Annotated in this window: 18 protein-coding genes; 11 read left to right on the top strand and 7 right to left on the bottom strand. The window is 60.4% G+C overall.

Going from position 1 to position 16891, the window contains the following annotated elements; genetic code table 11:
• The first annotated feature begins 273 nt into the window (after positions 1-273).
• From ACX3YF_RS21810 to ACX3YF_RS21790, 5 genes are all read left to right on the top strand, one after another.
• Positions 274-1260, top strand: a complete 987-nt coding sequence (locus ACX3YF_RS21810; protein WP_130205354.1) for an aliphatic sulfonate ABC transporter substrate-binding protein — start codon at positions 274-276, stop codon at positions 1258-1260.
• A gap of 64 nt (positions 1261-1324) precedes the next feature.
• Positions 1325-2161, top strand: a complete 837-nt coding sequence (locus ACX3YF_RS21805) for an ABC transporter permease (RefSeq protein ID WP_458974233.1) — start codon at positions 1325-1327, stop codon at positions 2159-2161.
• A gap of 3 nt (positions 2162-2164) precedes the next feature.
• Entirely contained in the window at positions 2165-2878 is a 714-nt protein-coding gene (locus tag ACX3YF_RS21800; RefSeq protein WP_130205358.1) for an ABC transporter ATP-binding protein, read from the top strand.
• Between the two features lie 81 nt (positions 2879-2959).
• Entirely contained in the window at positions 2960-3640 is a 681-nt protein-coding gene (locus ACX3YF_RS21795) for an SOS response-associated peptidase family protein (protein WP_130205459.1), read from the top strand.
• 95 nt (positions 3641-3735) lie between these two features.
• On the top strand, positions 3736-3963 hold the full coding sequence (locus ACX3YF_RS21790) for a hypothetical protein (RefSeq protein ID WP_130205360.1): 228 nt from the start codon (positions 3736-3738) through the stop codon (positions 3961-3963).
• 51 nt (positions 3964-4014) lie between these two features.
• On the opposite strand, the gene ACX3YF_RS21785 is transcribed toward ACX3YF_RS21790, so the two are convergent.
• From ACX3YF_RS21785 to ACX3YF_RS21775, 3 genes are all read right to left on the bottom strand, one after another.
• Positions 4015-4170 (bottom strand): hypothetical protein, encoded by a 156-nt coding sequence (locus ACX3YF_RS21785; protein WP_189340318.1) that lies wholly within the window; start codon positions 4168-4170, stop codon positions 4015-4017.
• 66 nt (positions 4171-4236) lie between these two features.
• Entirely contained in the window at positions 4237-4548 is a 312-nt protein-coding gene (locus ACX3YF_RS21780; RefSeq protein ID WP_189340332.1) for an AzlD domain-containing protein, read from the bottom strand.
• Complete coding sequence (locus ACX3YF_RS21775) at positions 4548-5246, bottom strand: AzlC family ABC transporter permease (RefSeq protein WP_103404754.1); 699 nt, start codon at positions 5244-5246, stop codon at positions 4548-4550. Before ACX3YF_RS21775 ends, ACX3YF_RS21780 begins: the two co-directional genes overlap by 1 nt.
• Before the next feature lie 161 nt (positions 5247-5407).
• On the opposite strand from ACX3YF_RS21775, the gene ACX3YF_RS21770 reads away from it, so the two are divergent.
• From ACX3YF_RS21770 to ACX3YF_RS21755, 4 genes are all read left to right on the top strand, one after another.
• Positions 5408-6343, top strand: a complete 936-nt coding sequence (locus tag ACX3YF_RS21770; protein ID WP_288100244.1) for a GGDEF domain-containing protein — start codon at positions 5408-5410, stop codon at positions 6341-6343.
• Between the two features lie 285 nt (positions 6344-6628).
• Positions 6629-7504 carry a 4-hydroxy-tetrahydrodipicolinate synthase gene (gene dapA / locus ACX3YF_RS21765; RefSeq protein ID WP_130205366.1) on the top strand — a complete coding sequence of 292 codons (876 nt, stop codon included), beginning with the start codon at positions 6629-6631 and terminating at the stop codon, positions 7502-7504.
• 60 nt (positions 7505-7564) lie between these two features.
• Positions 7565-7939, top strand: a complete 375-nt coding sequence (locus ACX3YF_RS21760; protein ID WP_448646814.1) for a DUF2784 domain-containing protein — start codon at positions 7565-7567, stop codon at positions 7937-7939.
• 68 nt (positions 7940-8007) lie between these two features.
• Positions 8008-8925: a LysR family transcriptional regulator gene (locus ACX3YF_RS21755; protein WP_448646815.1), complete on the top strand. Its 918-nt coding sequence runs from the start codon at positions 8008-8010 to the stop codon at positions 8923-8925.
• 3 nt (positions 8926-8928) lie between these two features.
• Here ACX3YF_RS21755 and ACX3YF_RS21750 read toward each other — a convergent pair whose 3' ends face one another.
• Positions 8929-10482, bottom strand: a complete 1554-nt coding sequence (locus tag ACX3YF_RS21750) for a sensor domain-containing diguanylate cyclase (RefSeq protein ID WP_130205370.1) — start codon at positions 10480-10482, stop codon at positions 8929-8931.
• Positions 10483-10518: 36 nt separating this feature from the next.
• Positions 10519-11046 (bottom strand): DUF3087 domain-containing protein, encoded by a 528-nt coding sequence (locus ACX3YF_RS21745; RefSeq protein ID WP_448646817.1) that lies wholly within the window; start codon positions 11044-11046, stop codon positions 10519-10521.
• A gap of 214 nt (positions 11047-11260) precedes the next feature.
• Here ACX3YF_RS21745 and ppnN point away from each other — a divergent pair, with 214 nt between their 5' ends.
• Together ppnN and ACX3YF_RS21735 are read left to right on the top strand one after the other, a co-directional pair.
• Positions 11261-12634, top strand: a complete 1374-nt coding sequence (gene ppnN / locus ACX3YF_RS21740) for a nucleotide 5'-monophosphate nucleosidase PpnN (protein ID WP_130205374.1) — start codon at positions 11261-11263, stop codon at positions 12632-12634.
• 449 nt (positions 12635-13083) lie between these two features.
• Complete coding sequence (locus ACX3YF_RS21735; RefSeq protein ID WP_458974232.1) at positions 13084-14016, top strand: cation diffusion facilitator family transporter; 933 nt, start codon at positions 13084-13086, stop codon at positions 14014-14016.
• A gap of 660 nt (positions 14017-14676) precedes the next feature.
• Here ACX3YF_RS21735 and ACX3YF_RS21730 read toward each other — a convergent pair.
• Both ACX3YF_RS21730 and ACX3YF_RS21725 read right to left on the bottom strand, forming a co-directional pair.
• Positions 14677-16107, bottom strand: coding sequence for an FAD/NAD(P)-binding protein (locus tag ACX3YF_RS21730; protein ID WP_458974231.1), 1431 nt, complete (start codon positions 16105-16107; stop codon positions 14677-14679).
• 14 nt (positions 16108-16121) lie between these two features.
• The gene (locus tag ACX3YF_RS21725; RefSeq protein ID WP_458974230.1) at positions 16122-16889 is read right to left on the bottom strand and encodes an ABC transporter ATP-binding protein; all 768 of its coding nucleotides are present in this window, start codon (positions 16887-16889) and stop codon (positions 16122-16124) included.
• Positions 16890-16891: the final 2 nt, after the last annotated feature.

Below are 16891 nucleotides of genomic sequence, written 5' to 3'. Positions count from 1 at the left end.
AAGTGATTTCGCTAGACCATAACGCTCTTACAAGAAGCGTTTAAATTCTATTTATGCATAAGCTAATGACCCGCATTGCGCGGTGTTGGCTCAGCAACAGCGACTCAACAGAGTGCTCTCTGCCGTACACCCCGACGCCCCCACCTCAATGGCAAAGCCCTGATAAAGCGCGACTTCGAGAACATGGCACAGAGCCTGCAATATTCCTTTTATGCAGGAAGCACTCGAATAAATTATTTTTTTGGATATAAGAATCTCGCCAGGAGCCGCTACATGAAATCGATCGCCCGTTTTCCCGCCATCCGGTATCTGCTCAGCGCCTGCGCCCTGGCCCTGAGCCTGCAACCCACGGCCCAGGCAGCTGAAGCACCGCCGGCCGAAGTGCACCTGGACTACGCCTATTACTCACCGGTCAGCCTGGCGCTCAAGCATTTCGGTTTTCTGGAGAAAGCCCTGCCGCAGACCAAGATCAGCTGGGTGCTTAGCCAGGGCAGTAACCGCTCGCTGGAATACCTCAACAGCGGCGGCGTCGACTTCGCCTCCTCTGCCAGCCTCGCCGCCGTGCTCAGTCGCGCCAATGGCAGTCCGATCAAATCGGTTTACGTCTACAGCCGCGCCGAGTGGACTGCGCTCGTGGTGCGCAAGGATTCACCGTACACAACCGTGGCCGACCTCAAAGGCAAGAAAATCGCCGCCACCAAAGGCACCGACCCTTACCTCTTCACCCTGCGCAGCCTGCAACAGGCCGGCCTGAACAAAGACGATGTGGAACTGGTGCACTTGCAGCACCCGGACGGTCGCGCCGCACTGGAAAAAGGTGATGTCGATGCCTGGGCCGGGCTCGATCCGCACATGGCCGCCAGCCAGGTCCAGGCCGGCTCGCGCCTGCTGTACCGCAATACCGACTTCAACAGCTATGGCGTGGTCAGCGTCACTGACCGCTATGCCAAGGAGCATCCACACACCATCGACACCGTGCTCAAGGCGTACGAACAGGCGCGGGAATGGGCGGTAAAAAATCCTGAAGAGCTGGCGAAACTGCTCGCCACCGAATCCGGGCTGCCGCTGGAAGTGGCCAGGCTGCAACTGTCGCGCACCGACCTGAGCAACCCGCAACTGACCGCCAGGGACGTGCTCGCCTCCAAGGCAGCGGCGCCGATTCTGGTTTCCGAAGAGCTTGTGCGGCGCGGGGTGAATGTCGATCAAGTCATCGACCAACTGATCGACACCGGTTTCAAAGAAACCGTCGCTCGCCAGTAAATACCTGCCAACGGTCAAGACTGAATCCGCGCCCGCCGCGGATTCGTCATCACCGGAGAATCCCATGTCCAGCAAAACCAAAAACCTGCCAGCCCACCTGGCATTGCCTGCCCCGCGTCGGCTGAACAACGCCTGGCGCCTGCGCCTGAAGGCGCTGGCGCTGCCGGCGCTGATCATCCTCGTGCTGGAAATCGTCGTACGTGTCGGTTGGTTGCCGTCCTACCAGATGCCGGCGCCGAGCGACATTGCCCTGACCTTGAGGGATCTGGCCGAGGGCGCCTTGTGGAAACACATCAGCGCCAGCCTGCTGCGCGTCTTGCTCGGTTTCGCCATCGGCGCCAGCCTGGCCCTGGTATTCGCTGCCTGGGTCGGGCTGAGCCGGGAAGCCGAAGCCTGGCTGGAACCGACATTCGCCGGCCTGCGTGCGATTCCCAGCCTGGCCTGGGTACCGTTGTTGTTGCTGTGGCTGGGGATCGACGAGACTTCGAAAATTGTCCTGATTGCCATCGGCGCGTTCTTTCCGGTGTACCTCAATGGCGTCGCGGCAATCCGCAACATCGACCGCAAACTGGTGGAGGTCGGGCAGATGTACGGTTTCAGCCACGGCCGACTGGTGCAGCGGATTCTGCTGCCCGCCGCCCTGCCCGGCCTGTTCACCGGGCTGCGCAGCGGCCTGAGTCTGGCGTGGATGTTTCTGGTGGCCGCCGAGTTGATCGCGGCAACCAAAGGCCTGGGTTATTTGCTCAGTGACGGTCGCGAGACTTCCCGTCCGGACATCGTCCTGGCGGCAATCATTGTGCTGGCGCTGCTGGGCAAACTCAGCGACGGCCTGCTGGCCAGCCTGGAGAAACGTTTCCTGGCCTGGCGCGACACATTCAACGGCCACAGCACAGAGGATTGAGCCATGACCGAACACTTGCTGGATATTCGCGTCGAGCGCAAAACCTTCGCCGCCACCACCGTGCTCAACAACATCCACTTGCAGTTGCTGCCTCGGGAAACCGTCAGCCTGCTCGGCCCCAGCGGTTGCGGCAAAAGCACCTTGTTGCGGATCGTCGCCGGACTGGAGAAGGACTTCCAGGGCGAACTGCGCAGCCGCGCCGGTGAAGTAGCGTTCGTATTCCAGGAACCACGCCTGATGCCCTGGCTGACGGTCGAACAGAACATCGGTTTCAGCGCCGACAACCATTACGACAAGGCCTGGGTCGCGCAGTTGATCGAGGAAGTCGGCCTCGGTGGTTTTGCCCAGGCCCTGCCCAAGGCCCTTTCCGGCGGCATGGCGCAACGGGTGGCCATCGCCCGTGGCCTTTATTCGCGGCCGCAAGTGTTGCTGCTCGACGAACCCTTCAGCGCGGTAGACGCCTTTACCCGCATGAAACTGCAGGACTTGCTGCTACAACTGGCCGAGCGCCACGCCATCGCCTTGCTGTTGGTGACCCATGATGTCGATGAAGCGCTGTACCTCAGTGATCGCGTGTTGGTCATGGACAATCGCCCCAGCAGCATTCGCCAGGAGCTGGCGGTAGAACTGGCGCATCCCCGTGACCGCCGGGACCCGCTGCTGGCGCAACTCAAAGCGTTGTCGTTGACCGAGTTGCAGCGGGCGCATGTGATCTGAACCTGCATGCCAAATCCTGAAGGCGCCTGGCGCCTGCAGGAAGCAACTATGCTGAACACTCCAATCCGGAGGGTTCGGTCGATGTGCGGAAGGCTGTCGCAGTATCGAGGCATCCACGATTTCGTCGCAGCGCTGAGCATTCCCGACGCGATGATCAATCACGTTGGCGATGAACCCTTGGCGCGCTACAACGCTGCGCCCACCACGCAACTTGCATTGCTGCATCTGGAGAACGACGGCTTGCATGCTGACCCACAGCGCTGGGGCTGGCGCCCGCACTGGGCGAAGGATCGCGCGCCACCGATCAACGCGCGGGTCGAGAAAGTCGCCCATGGCCCGTTTTTCCGGGCAATCTGGCCGCACCGGGCAATCTGCCCGATCGACAACTGGTTCGAATGGGTGGACGCCGGCGACGGCACCCGGCAACCCTGGCTGATCCGACGACGCGACCGGGGACCGATCTACTGCGCGGCAATCGGACAATTCCCCGTTGGCGGCGCCGCGCCTCGGGACGATGACGGTTTTGTCATCATCACCGCCGACAGCGCCGGCGGCTTGCTGGACATTCACGATCGCCGCCCCGTCGTGCTGTCGGCCGAGCTGGCGCGGGAATGGCTGGACCCGGCCACCCCAAAGGAGCGCGCCGAGCAGTTGGTACTTTTGCAGGGTGAAGGCAGCGATGCATTTCAATGGCACAGGGTGAGCAAAGCGGTTGGCAACGTCAGAAACCAGGCAGCCACCTTGATTGATGAAATAACTTGAACATGTCATTCATGTCAGTCTGATGGGGATGCAGGGCTCTCCGAATCCTCTTCTCGACTATCGCGTCCAGGCCACCGTTGGCTTCGGAGGAATCCATGAGCGAGCTCATCCCTTATGCCGTGCATTACCTGCTCGACGGTGTGCGACAGCACTTCTTCAAGCTGGCGGTAAAATTCTCGGAGGTCGACGCCATTCATTCGGCCTACGCCCACGCGTTCCCGCAGCACGAGTTTCAACTGACTGCACATTCTTCCCTCGAAACGGCGCGCGTCGAGGCACGGCAACTGGGAATCACCCAGATTCGCTGGAATGAGGCGGTCTGACAGAATTGAAAAGCCCCGTTCGATGACGGGGCTGATTTGTACGCGGCCCGGTCAGGGCTTCAAAGGTATCTCTATGTCGCGCTCCGACAGCTCGCGGCTGTCGTCATGTTTCCATGTCTGCTGCGAGTGCTTCTGCTCCTCGAGCTCTTCTTCGGTCGGTTCATCCGTGTCGTCGTCAAGGTCCGGACGCTTTGGGTCAGTTGCCATGTTCACCTCTCTTCCTGAAGGGATCGGTCATCAACTTTAAGCGTAGAACAATTTCCCGAACCCGGCTCACAGCCACCCTCGCAGCAAAAAGAAGAAGCCCATGCTCAACAGCATGCTGAGCAAGGTGTTGCGGGTGTACAGCACCAGGCCCACGGCCACCAGCGAGCTGATCAGGTACGGGTTGTCCCAATGCAGATTCAGCTGCTTCTCCGGCATGAACACAATCGGCCCGCAGATCGCGGTCAACATCCCCGGTACGGCAAAGCCCAGGAACTGTCGGGCATTGCTGCTCAAGCGCACCGGCAGGCGCGGTTCCAGAAACACATAGCGGTTGAGGAACACCAACGCGCCCATCCCGAAAATCACTGCCCAGACCATCATGTGCGTCCACCGTAGAATTTATTGCAGATAAAACCGGCGCTCATGCCCGCCAACCCCGACAACACCAGCGCCGAGCCCCATTGCCAGTAGCTGAACAGCACCGAACAGAACAGCGACACCGCAACACACACCACCGTCGGCACATTGCGCACCACCGGGGTGATCAGGGCGATGAAGGTGGCGGCGATGGAGAAGTCCAGCCCCAGGTGCTCAAGGCCTGGAATGCTGCTGCCGAGCACGATGCCGGCCAGGGTAAAGAGGTTCCAGGCGACGTAGAACGTCAAGCCGACCCCGAGGGCGTACCAGCGGTTGAACTGTTGCTTGTCATGCTGACTGGTCAGGGCGAACAACTCATCGGTGAGCAGAAAGCCCAATCCTGCCCGCCAGCGACCCGGCAGCGGCGAAATCACCGAACGCAGGCTCATTCCATAAAGCAGGTGTTGGGAGGTCAGCAAAAGTGTGGTCAGCAGGATCGAAAAAATCCCGGCGCCGCCCTTGAGCATGCCGATGGCCACCAATTGCGCGGCGCCGGCAAACACGATGCTCGACAAACCCTGGCCTTGCAGGGGGGTGAGGTTGGCTTCGATGGCCATGGAGCCGGCCAGCAGCCCCCAGGGTGCGGTGGCCAGGGACAGCGGCATGATCGCTGCGGCGCCGCGAAGGAACGCACTGCGCGGCATGAGTGAGTTGGACATAACGCTCTACAACCAGTGAAGGACGGCAAACTGTGCCAGCACTGGCCGCCGTTGGCTTGAACTATCTTGCGCATATTGCCATTCATCGGCTGCCCGCTTGCGCCGGCTCAATAGTAGCAACATGATGGCGCTGCATTTTTCCCCTCAAGGTGCGGCCGTTCATGCATTCAGTCGAAACCGACAGCGACGTCTACAAAACCCTGCTTGAGTCGACCAAGGCGATCCCCTGGCGAATCGACTGGAAGACCATGACCTTCAGCTACATCGGGCCGCAGATCGAGAGCCTGCTGGGCTGGGCGCAGGACAGCTGGGTCGGGGTCAATGACTGGGTCGAACGCATGCACCCGGACGATCGCGCCTATGTGGTGGAGTTCTGCGTCTCGCAATCCCGTGCCGGCGTCGATCACGAGGCGGATTACCGGGCACTGACCCGCAGCGGCGAATACGTGTGGATTCGCGATGTGGTGCACGTGGTGCGCAAGGACGGCGAGGTCGAGGCGCTGGTCGGGTTCATGTTCGACATCAGTGAACGCAAGAAAACCGAAGAGCACCTGCTACGCCTGCAAAAACAGCTCGAAGAGTATTCCTTCCAGGATGGCCTGACGGGCATCGCCAACCGGCGCATGTTCGACACCGTGCTGGAACGGGAATGGAGCAGTGCCCAGCGCAGCGGCGCGCCGCTGTCGGTGATCGTGCTGGATATCGATTATTTCAAGCAGTACAACGACCATTACGGCCACATCAAGGGTGACGAATGCCTGCGCCGCGTGGCGCGCACGTTGTCGCTGGCGGCGAATCGACCACGGGATTTCATCGCCCGCATCGGCGGTGAAGAGTTCGTCTGGCTGCTGCCGGAAACCGATGCCGAATCCGCCCGTTTGGTGGCCAACAAGTGCCTGCACCTGATTCGCCAGCAGCAGATTCCCCACGAATTTTCCGCGGTATCGCCGCTGCTCAGCCTGAGCCTTGGGGTCGGTACTACCCACGCAACGCAGCACACCACGGCACTGGCGTTCGTCGAACAGGTCGACAAATTGCTGTACCAGGCCAAGCGCAACGGACGCATGCGCGCAGCGTTTGCAGATTTTCGTGATTGACAAACCCGGCGCCGCCTTTTAAAACTGAGCGCCTCAATCAGGGTGTAAGCAAACATGTCCGCAACCTTCAACCTCAACATTGACGTCATTGGCTTGAATGCCAAGGCGCAAGGTTGCGTTGCGCACGCCCTCAAATCGAAGAAACAGTCGCTCATGTGACCGGGGCGCGCTGTCCCGTCAGATGAGCTGACAGGACATTGAGCGCGACGGACCACCCTCCCCTTGCTTGCTTCCTACTACGCTTCTGACGGTGACGAAATCGGTCAAACCTTCAGGAGTCATCGCATGTCATCGTTTCAAGGTATCTGGGTTCCACTCGTCACGCCGTTCCACAACGGTGCCATCGATTTCGTCGCTTTGCGCCGACTGGTCGGCCACCTGCTGGAAAAAGGCGTCGATGGCCTGATTGTCTGTGGCACCACCGGCGAACCGGCGGCCATGAGCAAACAGGAGCAACTGGCGGTGCTCGATGCCGTGCTCGAGCAAGTACCGGCCAATCGCGTGGTCATGGGCCTGGCCGGCAACAACCTGAGCGAATTGCTGCAGTTCCAGCGCGAGATCCTGAAGCGCCCGGTGGCCGGTTTGCTGGTGCCGCCGCCGTACTACATCCGCCCGTCCCAGGCGGGGCTCGAAGCGTTTTTCCAGACCGTCGCGGATGCTTCCAGCGTGCCGCTGATTCTCTACGACATCCCTTACCGCACCGGCGTGACTTTCGAACAGGCGACCCTGCTCAACATCGTCGCCCACGAGCGCATCGTCGCGATCAAGGACTGCGGCGGCAACCTGACCAGTACCCTCGCGCTGCTGTCCAGTGGCCTGGTTGATGTGCTGTGCGGTGAAGACAACCAGATTTTCAGCGCCCTTTGCCTGGGTGCCAAAGGGGCCATCGCGGCGTCGGCGCACGTTCATCCGGAACTGTTCGTCCAGCTGTATCGACAGATCCGCGACAACCAACTGGCCGCCGGGCGTGTGACCTTCTTCCGGTTGCTGCCACTGATCCAGAGCCTGTTCATCGAACCCAATCCCGCCCCGGTGAAAACCGCCCTGGCCCTCGAAGGCTTGATCGAGGATGAACTGCGCGCGCCGATGCAACGCAGCAGCGAGGCCATGGTGACGCGATTGAAGGAGGTGCTCGGCGCGCTGGCGCACGACAATCGATAGAGCACCCGCTACCCGCCCGAGTACCATGGAACGATTCGCCTGATGCGTCCGGGAGTCGACATGCTCTACCGAATCGCCGCCGACGGGCTGGTACTGTTTCATCTGTCGTTCATTCTGTTCGTCGTGTTTGGCGGGCTGCTGGTGCTCAAATGGCGCTGCCTGGCCTGGTGGCACCTGCCCGCCGCGCTGTGGGGTATGGCGGTGGAATTCTTCCACCTGCCTTGCCCGCTCACCGACTGGGAAAACCGGCTGCGCCATGCCGCCGGGCAAAGCGGCTATGGCGCTGGTTTCATCGAACATTACGTCTGGCCGGTCATTTATCCGGACGGGCTGACACCGGGCATACAACTGGGTTTGGGCAGCGTAGTGCTGCTGATCAACGGGCTGGTCTATCTTCGATTGTTCCGCCAGTGGCAATTACGCCGTACGCCCTGAGACACCGGGTGTGAACTGCCGAGGGTGGCTCCCGCAATAGTGGCGTGCTCGATTGAGGATTGAAAAACATGCTGTCGATTGAAGACATGGCCTTGCTGGAGGCCATCCGCGAAACCGGCAGCCTGTCACGGGCCGCCGCCCACCTCGGCAAAGCGCCGTCCACGGTGTCCTATGCCGCCCGGCAACTGGAAGAGCGTTTCGATGCGCTGCTCTTCGATCGCCGTCGCTATCGCCTGCAACTCACCCCCGCCGGCGAGTTGCTGGTGAACGAAGCGGCGCGGCTGATGCAGGATGTGTCGCGCCTGACGCAACGGGTGCAGCAAGTGGCCAACGGCTGGGAGAGTCGATTGTGGATCGTCACTGACGAACTGCTGGAATTCGAGACATTGATGCCGGTGATTCATGAGTTCGACGCGCTGGGTTCCGGTGTCCCGCTGCGCATCACCCAGGAAGTACTGCGAGGGGTCTGGGAAGCCCTGCGTGAAGGGCGCGCGGACCTGATCATCGGCGCCACCAACGAACCACCGGCGATCCCGTCCTTGCGCTGGATGCAGTTGGGTGAAATGGAGTGGGTGTTCGCGGTGTCGCCGAAGCATCCGCTGGCCAAGGCCAGGGAACCGGTTTCTCGTGCCGAGGTAGCCCGACACCGGGCGATTGTCGTGGCCGATTCATCCAGGTCTACCGAGGGCAGTACCTACGGCGTGTCCGGCGGACAACCCATGCTGGCGGTGCCGACCATGCGCGCGAAAATCCTCGCGCAGTGCGACGGATTGGGTGTGGGTTGGCTGCCGAGGCACCGGGTCGGCTCGTTGCTCAAGAGTGGTGCGCTGATTGAAAAGCAGATGGCCGACCCTCGCGAGCCCAACGTGCTGTACGCCGGCTGGCGCGGTGATCATGACGGTCGCGCTCTGGACTGGTGGCTGGAAAAGCTCAAGCAGTCGTACCTGGCCACCAAACTGGTTCAGGGCAGTGATCGCTTTGTCTGAGTGTCAGTTGGCAATCACACTCATGTTGCGGCCGCTGGTCTTGGCCACGTAGAGCGCCTTGTCGGCGGCACCGATCAAGTCCTCGGTCTGCTCTTGTGAGGCCGGATTGTAGCCACACACGCCGACGCTTACGGTCACCCTGCCATCGGGGCTTTCACTGTGCTCGAGGTCGGCCGCTTCCACCGCGCGACGGATGTTTTCCGCCACCAGAAACGCCCCCACGTAATCGGTGCCAGGCAGCACCACCGCAAACTCCTCGCCACCGAACCGGGCCGCCAGGTCCCCCGGGCGCTTGATATTGTCGATGATGATTGCACTGATACTGCGCAAGCACTCATCTCCGGCCAGATGGCCGTACTGATCGTTGAATGCCTTGAAATAATCGACATCGATCATCAGCAGCGCCAGGCCCGTCACGTTGCGCCGCGCGCGCCCCATTTCCGAGTGGATGAACAAATCGAACTGGCGGCGGTTGGCCAGCCCTGTCAATGCGTCCTCCAGCGCCAGCAACTCAAGGTTGCGGTTGAGCTCAAGGAGCTTGTCCTGGGTGCCGAGCAGCTCGACCCGCGCACGATCCTGCTGTTTCATCAACTTGATCAGGCGATAACCGAGTACGCCGGAAAACCCCAACAACAGCAAGACGACCCCCGCGCTGAGCAAGGACTGCCTGCGCCAGCCCGCCAGAACTTCTGCTTTGTCCAGCGCGGCGAAAACGATCAAGGGATAACCCTCGACCCGCCGATACCCGATGACTCGCTCGACATCGTCAATGATGGAACTGGTCGATGCCGTCCCCGATCCGGCGGTAGGCAACAACCGGGTGAACAGTGTGCTTTTGGCCAGGCTGGTGCCGATATCCGCTTCATTGAAGGGACGCCGCACGATAATGCTGGCATCGTCCGCGATCAGGTTGATGACACCGTTATCGCCCATGTCGATGCTGTCATAGAGCTGCAGGAAGTGGTTGAGATAGATCGTCGCCAGCGCCACGCCGGCAAAACGGCCATCCGGATGATTGACCCGGCGCGAGACCGTCATGATCCATTCGCCAGTGGAACGGCTCTTTATCGACGGTCCAATGTGCGGCCCACGGTCGGGATGGTCACGGTGGTAGATGAAATATTCACGGTCCGAGTTGTTGGCGCCCCCCACTTCGGCGCCGTTCGAATTGACGATCCAGCGCCCGTTTTCGTCATATACGAACAGGCCGTGGATCTGGCTCAGCTCACTGCGCTCGGCGCTGAGCAAGCGTTGCAGGCGATCCAGTTGCCCCGGCCCAATGCCCTCGTTTTCCAGGCGATCGACTAACGCAAACAGCAGCGTATCGGCCTGCTTGATCGACGACTGCGCTTGCGAGGCCAGGGTCTGCGCAAGGTTGGACATGGCCACTTCCTTGTCATGCAGATGGTACTGGCGCGAACTCCAGGCTTCCCAGATCACGATCACCGTCATCGACAGGCACACGGCAACCATCAGCGTTACGGCCGAGCGAATCTTGCGCCTCGCGACCCCGGAGCGGTTTTTTTCAATGTGCTCGTAAATGGAGGGATGCCCCATGCCTCGCTCCTTCAATGCGTGTGAAGACGCCGGCGTCTAACGCGATGCCTGCTTCACGGTCTCTATCCAGGCCGGATCCAGCCGCGTCTGTTCGGTATCGATTCCCAACGCGTCCATCCGCGCCTTGTGCTGCTCCATTTCCCGGCTCAATTGCCCATGATCGCTGGAGTTGCCATCCAGTTGATGCATCTGGCTCAACCCCAGATGATAGAAGCGCAACAGCTTCATCGCCGTCGGATCGCCCGCCGCCACCGCCGTGGTGACATGGTGCATGACGTTAGTGATGCTCATCAGGCTGCGCTTGAGTTGCCAGCTGTAGACCGCTGGCGCCATCCATTGCCGGGTCCAGAACACCTGGCGCATCAGCGCCGCCATCACCAGCACTGCGGCAAACACGCCGCCAATGTTGAATCGAAGATTGTCCCCGCCAGGTTCACCAAACACCGCCACCGCCAACGTCGACAGCGCCATGGCCAGCGCCAGGAAAATCAAGGCGATCATCACCGTACTGCGCCGCGTTTGTTGACGATAGGCTTCGGCGTTCATCGGCTGGATTTCGAACATTGCGTCGGGTTTCCTTCAGTCGCAGGGAAAAAGATAGCGGGCATTATCGCCTCTGCGCGGGATTTAGCTATGCTGGGGCTCCTTTTCATCTTTTTATCGTCAAAAGGGGACGTGGCGAGACCGTGCAATCAGTGCCATCTTCTTTCCTGGATACACACTATTCGGATGTCATTCATTGTTTCTGTGGGAATGACATCGTTTTAAGGATCATTGAATGTCCCAACGACAAGTAATCAACGCCTCGGTCAGCCCTAAAGGCAGCCTGGAAACCCTCTCCCAACGGGAAGTCCAACAACTGAGCGAAGCCGGATCCGGCAGCACCTATGACATCTTCCGCCAATGCGCCCTGGCCATCCTCAACACCGGCGCCCACGTCGATAACGCCAAGACCATTCTCGAAGCCTACAAGGACTTCGAAATCCGCATTCACCAACAGGACCGCGGTGTACGCCTGGAATTGCTGAACGCCCCGGCCGACGCCTTCGTCGATGGCGAAATGATCGCCAGCACCCGGGAAATGCTGTTCAGCGCCCTGCGCGACATCGTCTACACCGAAAACGAACTCGACAGCCAACGCATCGACCTGAGCACCTCCCAGGGCATCAGCGACTACGTCTTCCACCTGCTGCGTAATGCCCGCACCCTGCGCCCTGGCGTCGAGCCGAAGATCGTGGTGTGCTGGGGCGGCCACTCGATCAACACCGAAGAATACAAATACACCAAGAAAGTCGGTCACGAACTGGGCCTTCGCAGCCTCGATATCTGCACCGGTTGCGGCCCCGGCGTGATGAAGGGGCCGATGAAAGGCGCCACCATCGCCCACGCCAAGCAACGCATCCATGGCGGTCGTTACCTGGGCTTGACCGAGCCGGGCATCATTGCCGCCGAGGCGCCGAACCCGATCGTCAACGAACTGGTGATCCTGCCGGACATCGAAAAGCGCCTGGAAGCCTTCGTCCGCGTCGGCCACGGCATCATCATCTTCCCGGGCGGCGCCGGCACCGCCGAAGAGTTCCTGTACCTGCTCGGCATCCTGATGCACCCGGACAACAAGGGCCTGCCCTTCCCGGTCATCCTCACCGGCCCGAAACACGCCGCGCCGTACCTGGAGCAACTGGACGCCTTCGTCGGTGCCACCCTGGGCGAGACCGCCAAACAACACTACGAAATCATCATCGACGACCCCGCCGAAGTCGCACGGCAGATGACCCAGGGCCTCAAAGCGGTCAAGCAGTTCCGCCGCGAGCGCAATGACGCGTTCCACTTCAACTGGCTGCTGAAAATCGACGAAGGCTTCCAGCGCCCGTTCGACCCGACCCACGAAAACATGGCCAACCTGAAACTGAGCCGCGACCTGCCACCCCACGAACTGGCCGCCAACCTGCGCCGCGCGTTCTCCGGCATCGTTGCCGGCAACGTCAAGGACAAGGGCATCCGCCTGATCGAAGAAAACGGGCCTTACCAGATCCGGGGCGATGCGGCGGTCATGCAGCCATTGGATCTGTTGCTCAAGGCCTTCGTTGCCCAGCACCGGATGAAACTGCCCGGCGGCGCGGCGTATGTGCCGTGTTATCGAGTGGTTGCATAAGCCAGCCAATCCAGACTGTTGGGACGCGAGCCGAAGCCATTGCTTCGGCTCGTTGCTTCCAGGCACAGATGAATCGGGCGCCACCGGATAAGGCCGAGAGATCGAGACAGCTCGCGATCGCGGTTTGACGGGGGCTTTGGATTGAATGTGGGGAATCGGCAAAGAACGGCCAAAATCGGTAATGTGCAAACGCTACCAAACCGCGTGCGGCTCATCCCGACTTGAAACATCAAATCTACCCAAACCCAATAAGTTTGAGTACGTGAAATATTAGCATTTACAACTTTGCACTCCACGACCCCGTCATATTTCCTGCACGTCGCTTATTAATGCTGCGTATATTCTTGCGCCAGGATTCTTACAAGCATTATGCTTTTGGGCTATTCAAATAGCGCCCCCTGCTGCTCGTGTAACACAACGAGTATCAATCTCAACTAAAGGCATAAGTAATGATTCATGAAGAGTTCTCCAGCGATTCCGAGGACGAGGGCTACAATCAACTCGCGCGTGCAGCGGCAGCCTCCCGATGCACATGGGTAAGTGTCATCGTTAATATCGCACTTTCGCTTACCCAGATTGCCGTTGGATTGTTATCGAAGTCCCAGGGACTTGCCGCGGATGGTATTCATTCCTTATCCGACCTGATCGCTGACTTTGTCGTGTTGTTTGCCAGCCATAAAAGCAAGCAGGATGCCGACGAAGGTCATCCCTATGGGCATCTGCGTTTTGAGACCGCGGCGTCCATGGTATTGGGACTGCTGTTGTTGATCGTGGGTGTCGGCATGATTGGCTCTGCGGTACTAAAGCTTGAAACTCCCGAATCAATTCCGACGGTGCATGCGACTGCATTGTGGGTTGCCTTGGCAGCGTTGGTGGCCAAGGAGTTGTTGTTTCGCTTTATGCTGAGCGTCGCCAAAAAAGTTAAATCCAGCTTGTTGGTTGCCAATGCCTGGCACGCGCGCTCCGACGCCGCTTCCTCTTTGGTGGTTGGGATAGGCATTGCCGGTAACCTCGCGGGCTACCCGATTCTTGACCCCATTGCTGCGCTGGTTGTCGGTGGCATGATTGCCAAAATGGGCTGGACCTTCACCTGGGACTCATTGCACGACCTGATGGACCGTGCCGCAGATGAGCAAGAGATCGCAGCTATCCGCGATACGCTCCAACAAACATCAGGTATCAAAGGGGTACATGATCTACGTACTCGAAAAATGGGCGACATGATCATTGTGGACGCTCACATAGAAGTCGATGCCTCGATTACCGTTGAGCACGGTCATGCCATCGCCGTTGCAGCCCGGGAGAATGTCATGCGAAGGCACCGCGTTTTGAACCTGATGACGCACGTTGATCCCTGGCAGCGCCCGGACCTCGATCATTGATCACTGACAGCGCATCTTTGGATAGTGACGGCCTGGCGAGCACTCAACTGTTTGTATTAAAACCGTTACAACAAATCCCCCATTATTCACAGAGGCATCACATTTTTTTCACACCTTACAACTTTCTAAAGTACACAGGCCAACTAATGACTGGGAACCGATCTCACTTATTTTTAATTGAGTGGGTCTCGTGCCAAATACCCTGAATATTTAAAACAAGATGCCGAGAGTACCCACTCAAACTACTGCTCCTGAAGGGGATTAACATGACATCGGCAATAAGTTCTTCGAACCATATCACCCTGCCACAAACTCCAGCCATCAAACACCAAAAGCCCCCGACGGTACAAATCGATAGCGACGGCGATCATGACGGGAGCAAACCGGGCGAAGTCGAGCAGACCAAAGCGACCTCAGGTTCGATCGGCACACGTATAAATACCACGGCGTAACAACCGCAGGCGCAGGCCCCAAGGGATGGGGCTTGCGCCTCTTCCAGACCAGACCCCGCTTCGTGGCCCTGCGCTCCTTCTTCCCCTCTTCACTCGCCGTACCCCAGGCCCTTCGAGCTCATCCCGCTTAGCCCATTTCCGGAACAACGTTTCCCTGACCGCCTGTTTTTATCCCGGGTCAAAAGCCGACATGGCGGGGTTTCTTCGTTTAGGGTGTGGCCAGTCGTGCGGCCAGGGCTTTGGCCTGACTGGCGACGTCCGTCACGGCGGTGCTTTCCCACCACATCCCGCGCAATGGGGGGCCCATGGCGAACAGTCGGCTGGCAGGCCGGCCGTCGGTATCCAGCACCGCGCCATCGGCCAGCGCGGCGATTCCCAGCGCCAGAGGCCCCGGCCGGATCAATCCCCGCGCCAGCAATTGCTGTGGCAACGGCCGAGCCACCCGTCGCCAGTCATACTCGATGCCGCTGGAGTTGATCAGCGCAGCGCCGCTGACGACCGTAGTGCCAGCCTCGCCCCGGCGACGAATGCGGATGCTCACCTCACCGCCCCGGGAAGGCGCAAGCCCTTTGAACGAAGCCGCCTGGATGCGCAACCGCCCTTCCCCGTGCAGGCGCGCCACCAGTTCGGCGCTCAAGGGTGGCGAGCGATGGTGATGGCTTTCCCACCAGGGGCGCACGTGCCGCACGAATTGCCGGCGCTGTGCATCGGTGGCCTGACTCCACAAGCGGCCGATATGCGCCCGCACCGTGTCCAGTGGTGCTTGCCAATCGATGCCCTGGGCGATCGCATCGCGGCAATGCCTGCGCAGTTCGCGCACCAACTGGCGTGGCGTGCGAATGCTGTGGTCCTCGGCCAGAAAATCGACCCAGGCCGGTGGCTGGCGTCGCACATGGGGCAGCAGGCCGTGCCGGGAAAACACCTCGATCGGCCCGCGATGCCCCGCCTGTTCCAACGACACCACGGCATCGACCATGGTCAGGCCCGAGCCGATGATCAGGACCGTCGAATACGGATCGAGTTGTCCCATGGCCGCCACATCCCAAGGATCGAGCGCCGCCGCATTCAAGCCGCTGGATTCGGTCTGCGGCGTGCGCGCAGCCGGGAACATTCCGGTGGCCAGCACCGCGAAAGCGCCCTGCAAGCGCTGGCCATCGCTCAAGGTCAACCGCACCGAATCCGCATCGGTTTGCAGATCCACCACCTCGGCCCGCACATGTTCCACCGTTGAACCGTTCAACGCGCCCACCGCTTGTGCTTCGGCCAGGCGTTGTTGCACGTACAGACCGAACAGGCCCCGAGGCGGGAACAATTCGCTGATCGGCACATGTTGCTCGTCCGATTCCGGCCAGCCACCGACGGCGATGTAGTCGGTCAGCCATTGGGTCAGGTCGTCGGCATTATCCGGGTCGACACTCATGCGTGCCGCGTTGCCGTTGAGGGTATGGCCCAGCTCCACGGCGCTGTAGGCCTCGCCGCGACCGAGCTCGGCGCGGGGTTCGATCACCAGCACCCGGCGCTTGCCCGGCAGGCGCAACAGTTGCGCCGCCAGCATCGCGCCGCTGAGGCCGCCGCCGATGATCAGGATGTCTGCGTGGCGGATGGCGTCGGTCGCCTGCCCGCTTGGGGTTTCGCTCATGGCGTTCTCGCTGATCAATGTTTGCCTAGATAGAAGTCGTGCAGATCGTCCCGCGTACGCAGGGTTTCGGCGCTGCCGGACAACACCACCCGGCCGGTGTCGAGAACACAGGCCTGTGAGGCGTACTTGAGCGCAACGTTAATATTTTGCTCGGCAATCAGGAAACTCACCTGCGCCTCGCGATTGAGCTGGGCGACGATCTCGAAAATCTCCTGGACGATAATAGGCGCCAAACCCATGGACGGTTCATCGAGCAGTACCAAAGTAGGACGCGTCATCAAGGCCCGGCCGATGGCGACCATCTGCTGCTCGCCGCCGGACGTCAGCCCGGCCTGGGTCTTGCGCTTGGTTTTCAGGCGGGGAAACCAGCTGTAGATGCGCTCCAGATCCCGAGCCATGTCCTGGCGGCTGAGACCACGGACAAAGCCGCCGCTGCGCAGATTGTCCTCGACCGTCAACTGCGCGAACACGTGGCGGCCCTCCAGCACATGCACCATGCCTTGGCGTACCCAAAGGCTCGGGTCGACGCCTGCGGTATCGTGCCCCAGAAACTCGATGCTGCCGCGGCTGACCTGCGCCCGCTCCGCGCGCACCAACCCGGAAATCGCCTTGAGCGTGGTGCTTTTGCCCGCGCCGTTGGCCCCGAGCAAGGCGACGATGCCACCCTTGGGCACGGTCAGCGATACCCCGGCGACGGCCAGGATCGCGCCGTCGTAGATCACTTCGATGTCGTTGACCCGCAACAGGTCAGGGACGGCAATGTCGCTGGCGGCCTGGTTCATGG

Source organism: Pseudomonas fluorescens group sp. PF-69 (genome assembly GCF_054481235.1).
This window is presented reverse-complemented; position numbering and strand designations above follow the sequence as displayed.

Coding starts and splice junctions, on each gene's coding strand:
- ACX3YF_RS21810 (WP_130205354.1), top strand. CDS start 274: ATGAAATCGATCGCCCGTTTTCCCGCCATCCGGTATCTGCTCAGCGCC.
- ACX3YF_RS21805 (WP_458974233.1), top strand. CDS start 1,325: ATGTCCAGCAAAACCAAAAACCTGCCAGCCCACCTGGCATTGCCTGCC.
- ACX3YF_RS21800 (WP_130205358.1), top strand. CDS start 2,165: ATGACCGAACACTTGCTGGATATTCGCGTCGAGCGCAAAACCTTCGCC.
- ACX3YF_RS21795 (WP_130205459.1), top strand. CDS start 2,960: ATGTGCGGAAGGCTGTCGCAGTATCGAGGCATCCACGATTTCGTCGCA.
- ACX3YF_RS21790 (WP_130205360.1), top strand. CDS start 3,736: ATGAGCGAGCTCATCCCTTATGCCGTGCATTACCTGCTCGACGGTGTG.
- ACX3YF_RS21785 (WP_189340318.1), bottom strand. CDS start 4,170: ATGGCAACTGACCCAAAGCGTCCGGACCTTGACGACGACACGGATGAA.
- ACX3YF_RS21780 (WP_189340332.1), bottom strand. CDS start 4,548: ATGGTCTGGGCAGTGATTTTCGGGATGGGCGCGTTGGTGTTCCTCAAC.
- ACX3YF_RS21775 (WP_103404754.1), bottom strand. CDS start 5,246: ATGTCCAACTCACTCATGCCGCGCAGTGCGTTCCTTCGCGGCGCCGCA.
- ACX3YF_RS21770 (WP_288100244.1), top strand. CDS start 5,408: ATGCATTCAGTCGAAACCGACAGCGACGTCTACAAAACCCTGCTTGAG.
- dapA (WP_130205366.1), top strand. CDS start 6,629: ATGTCATCGTTTCAAGGTATCTGGGTTCCACTCGTCACGCCGTTCCAC.
- ACX3YF_RS21760 (WP_448646814.1), top strand. CDS start 7,565: ATGCTCTACCGAATCGCCGCCGACGGGCTGGTACTGTTTCATCTGTCG.
- ACX3YF_RS21755 (WP_448646815.1), top strand. CDS start 8,008: ATGCTGTCGATTGAAGACATGGCCTTGCTGGAGGCCATCCGCGAAACC.
- ACX3YF_RS21750 (WP_130205370.1), bottom strand. CDS start 10,482: ATGGGGCATCCCTCCATTTACGAGCACATTGAAAAAAACCGCTCCGGG.
- ACX3YF_RS21745 (WP_448646817.1), bottom strand. CDS start 11,046: ATGTTCGAAATCCAGCCGATGAACGCCGAAGCCTATCGTCAACAAACG.
- ppnN (WP_130205374.1), top strand. CDS start 11,261: ATGTCCCAACGACAAGTAATCAACGCCTCGGTCAGCCCTAAAGGCAGC.
- ACX3YF_RS21735 (WP_458974232.1), top strand. CDS start 13,084: ATGATTCATGAAGAGTTCTCCAGCGATTCCGAGGACGAGGGCTACAAT.
- ACX3YF_RS21730 (WP_458974231.1), bottom strand. CDS start 16,107: ATGAGCGAAACCCCAAGCGGGCAGGCGACCGACGCCATCCGCCACGCA.
- ACX3YF_RS21725 (WP_458974230.1), bottom strand. CDS start 16,889: ATGAACCAGGCCGCCAGCGACATTGCCGTCCCTGACCTGTTGCGGGTC.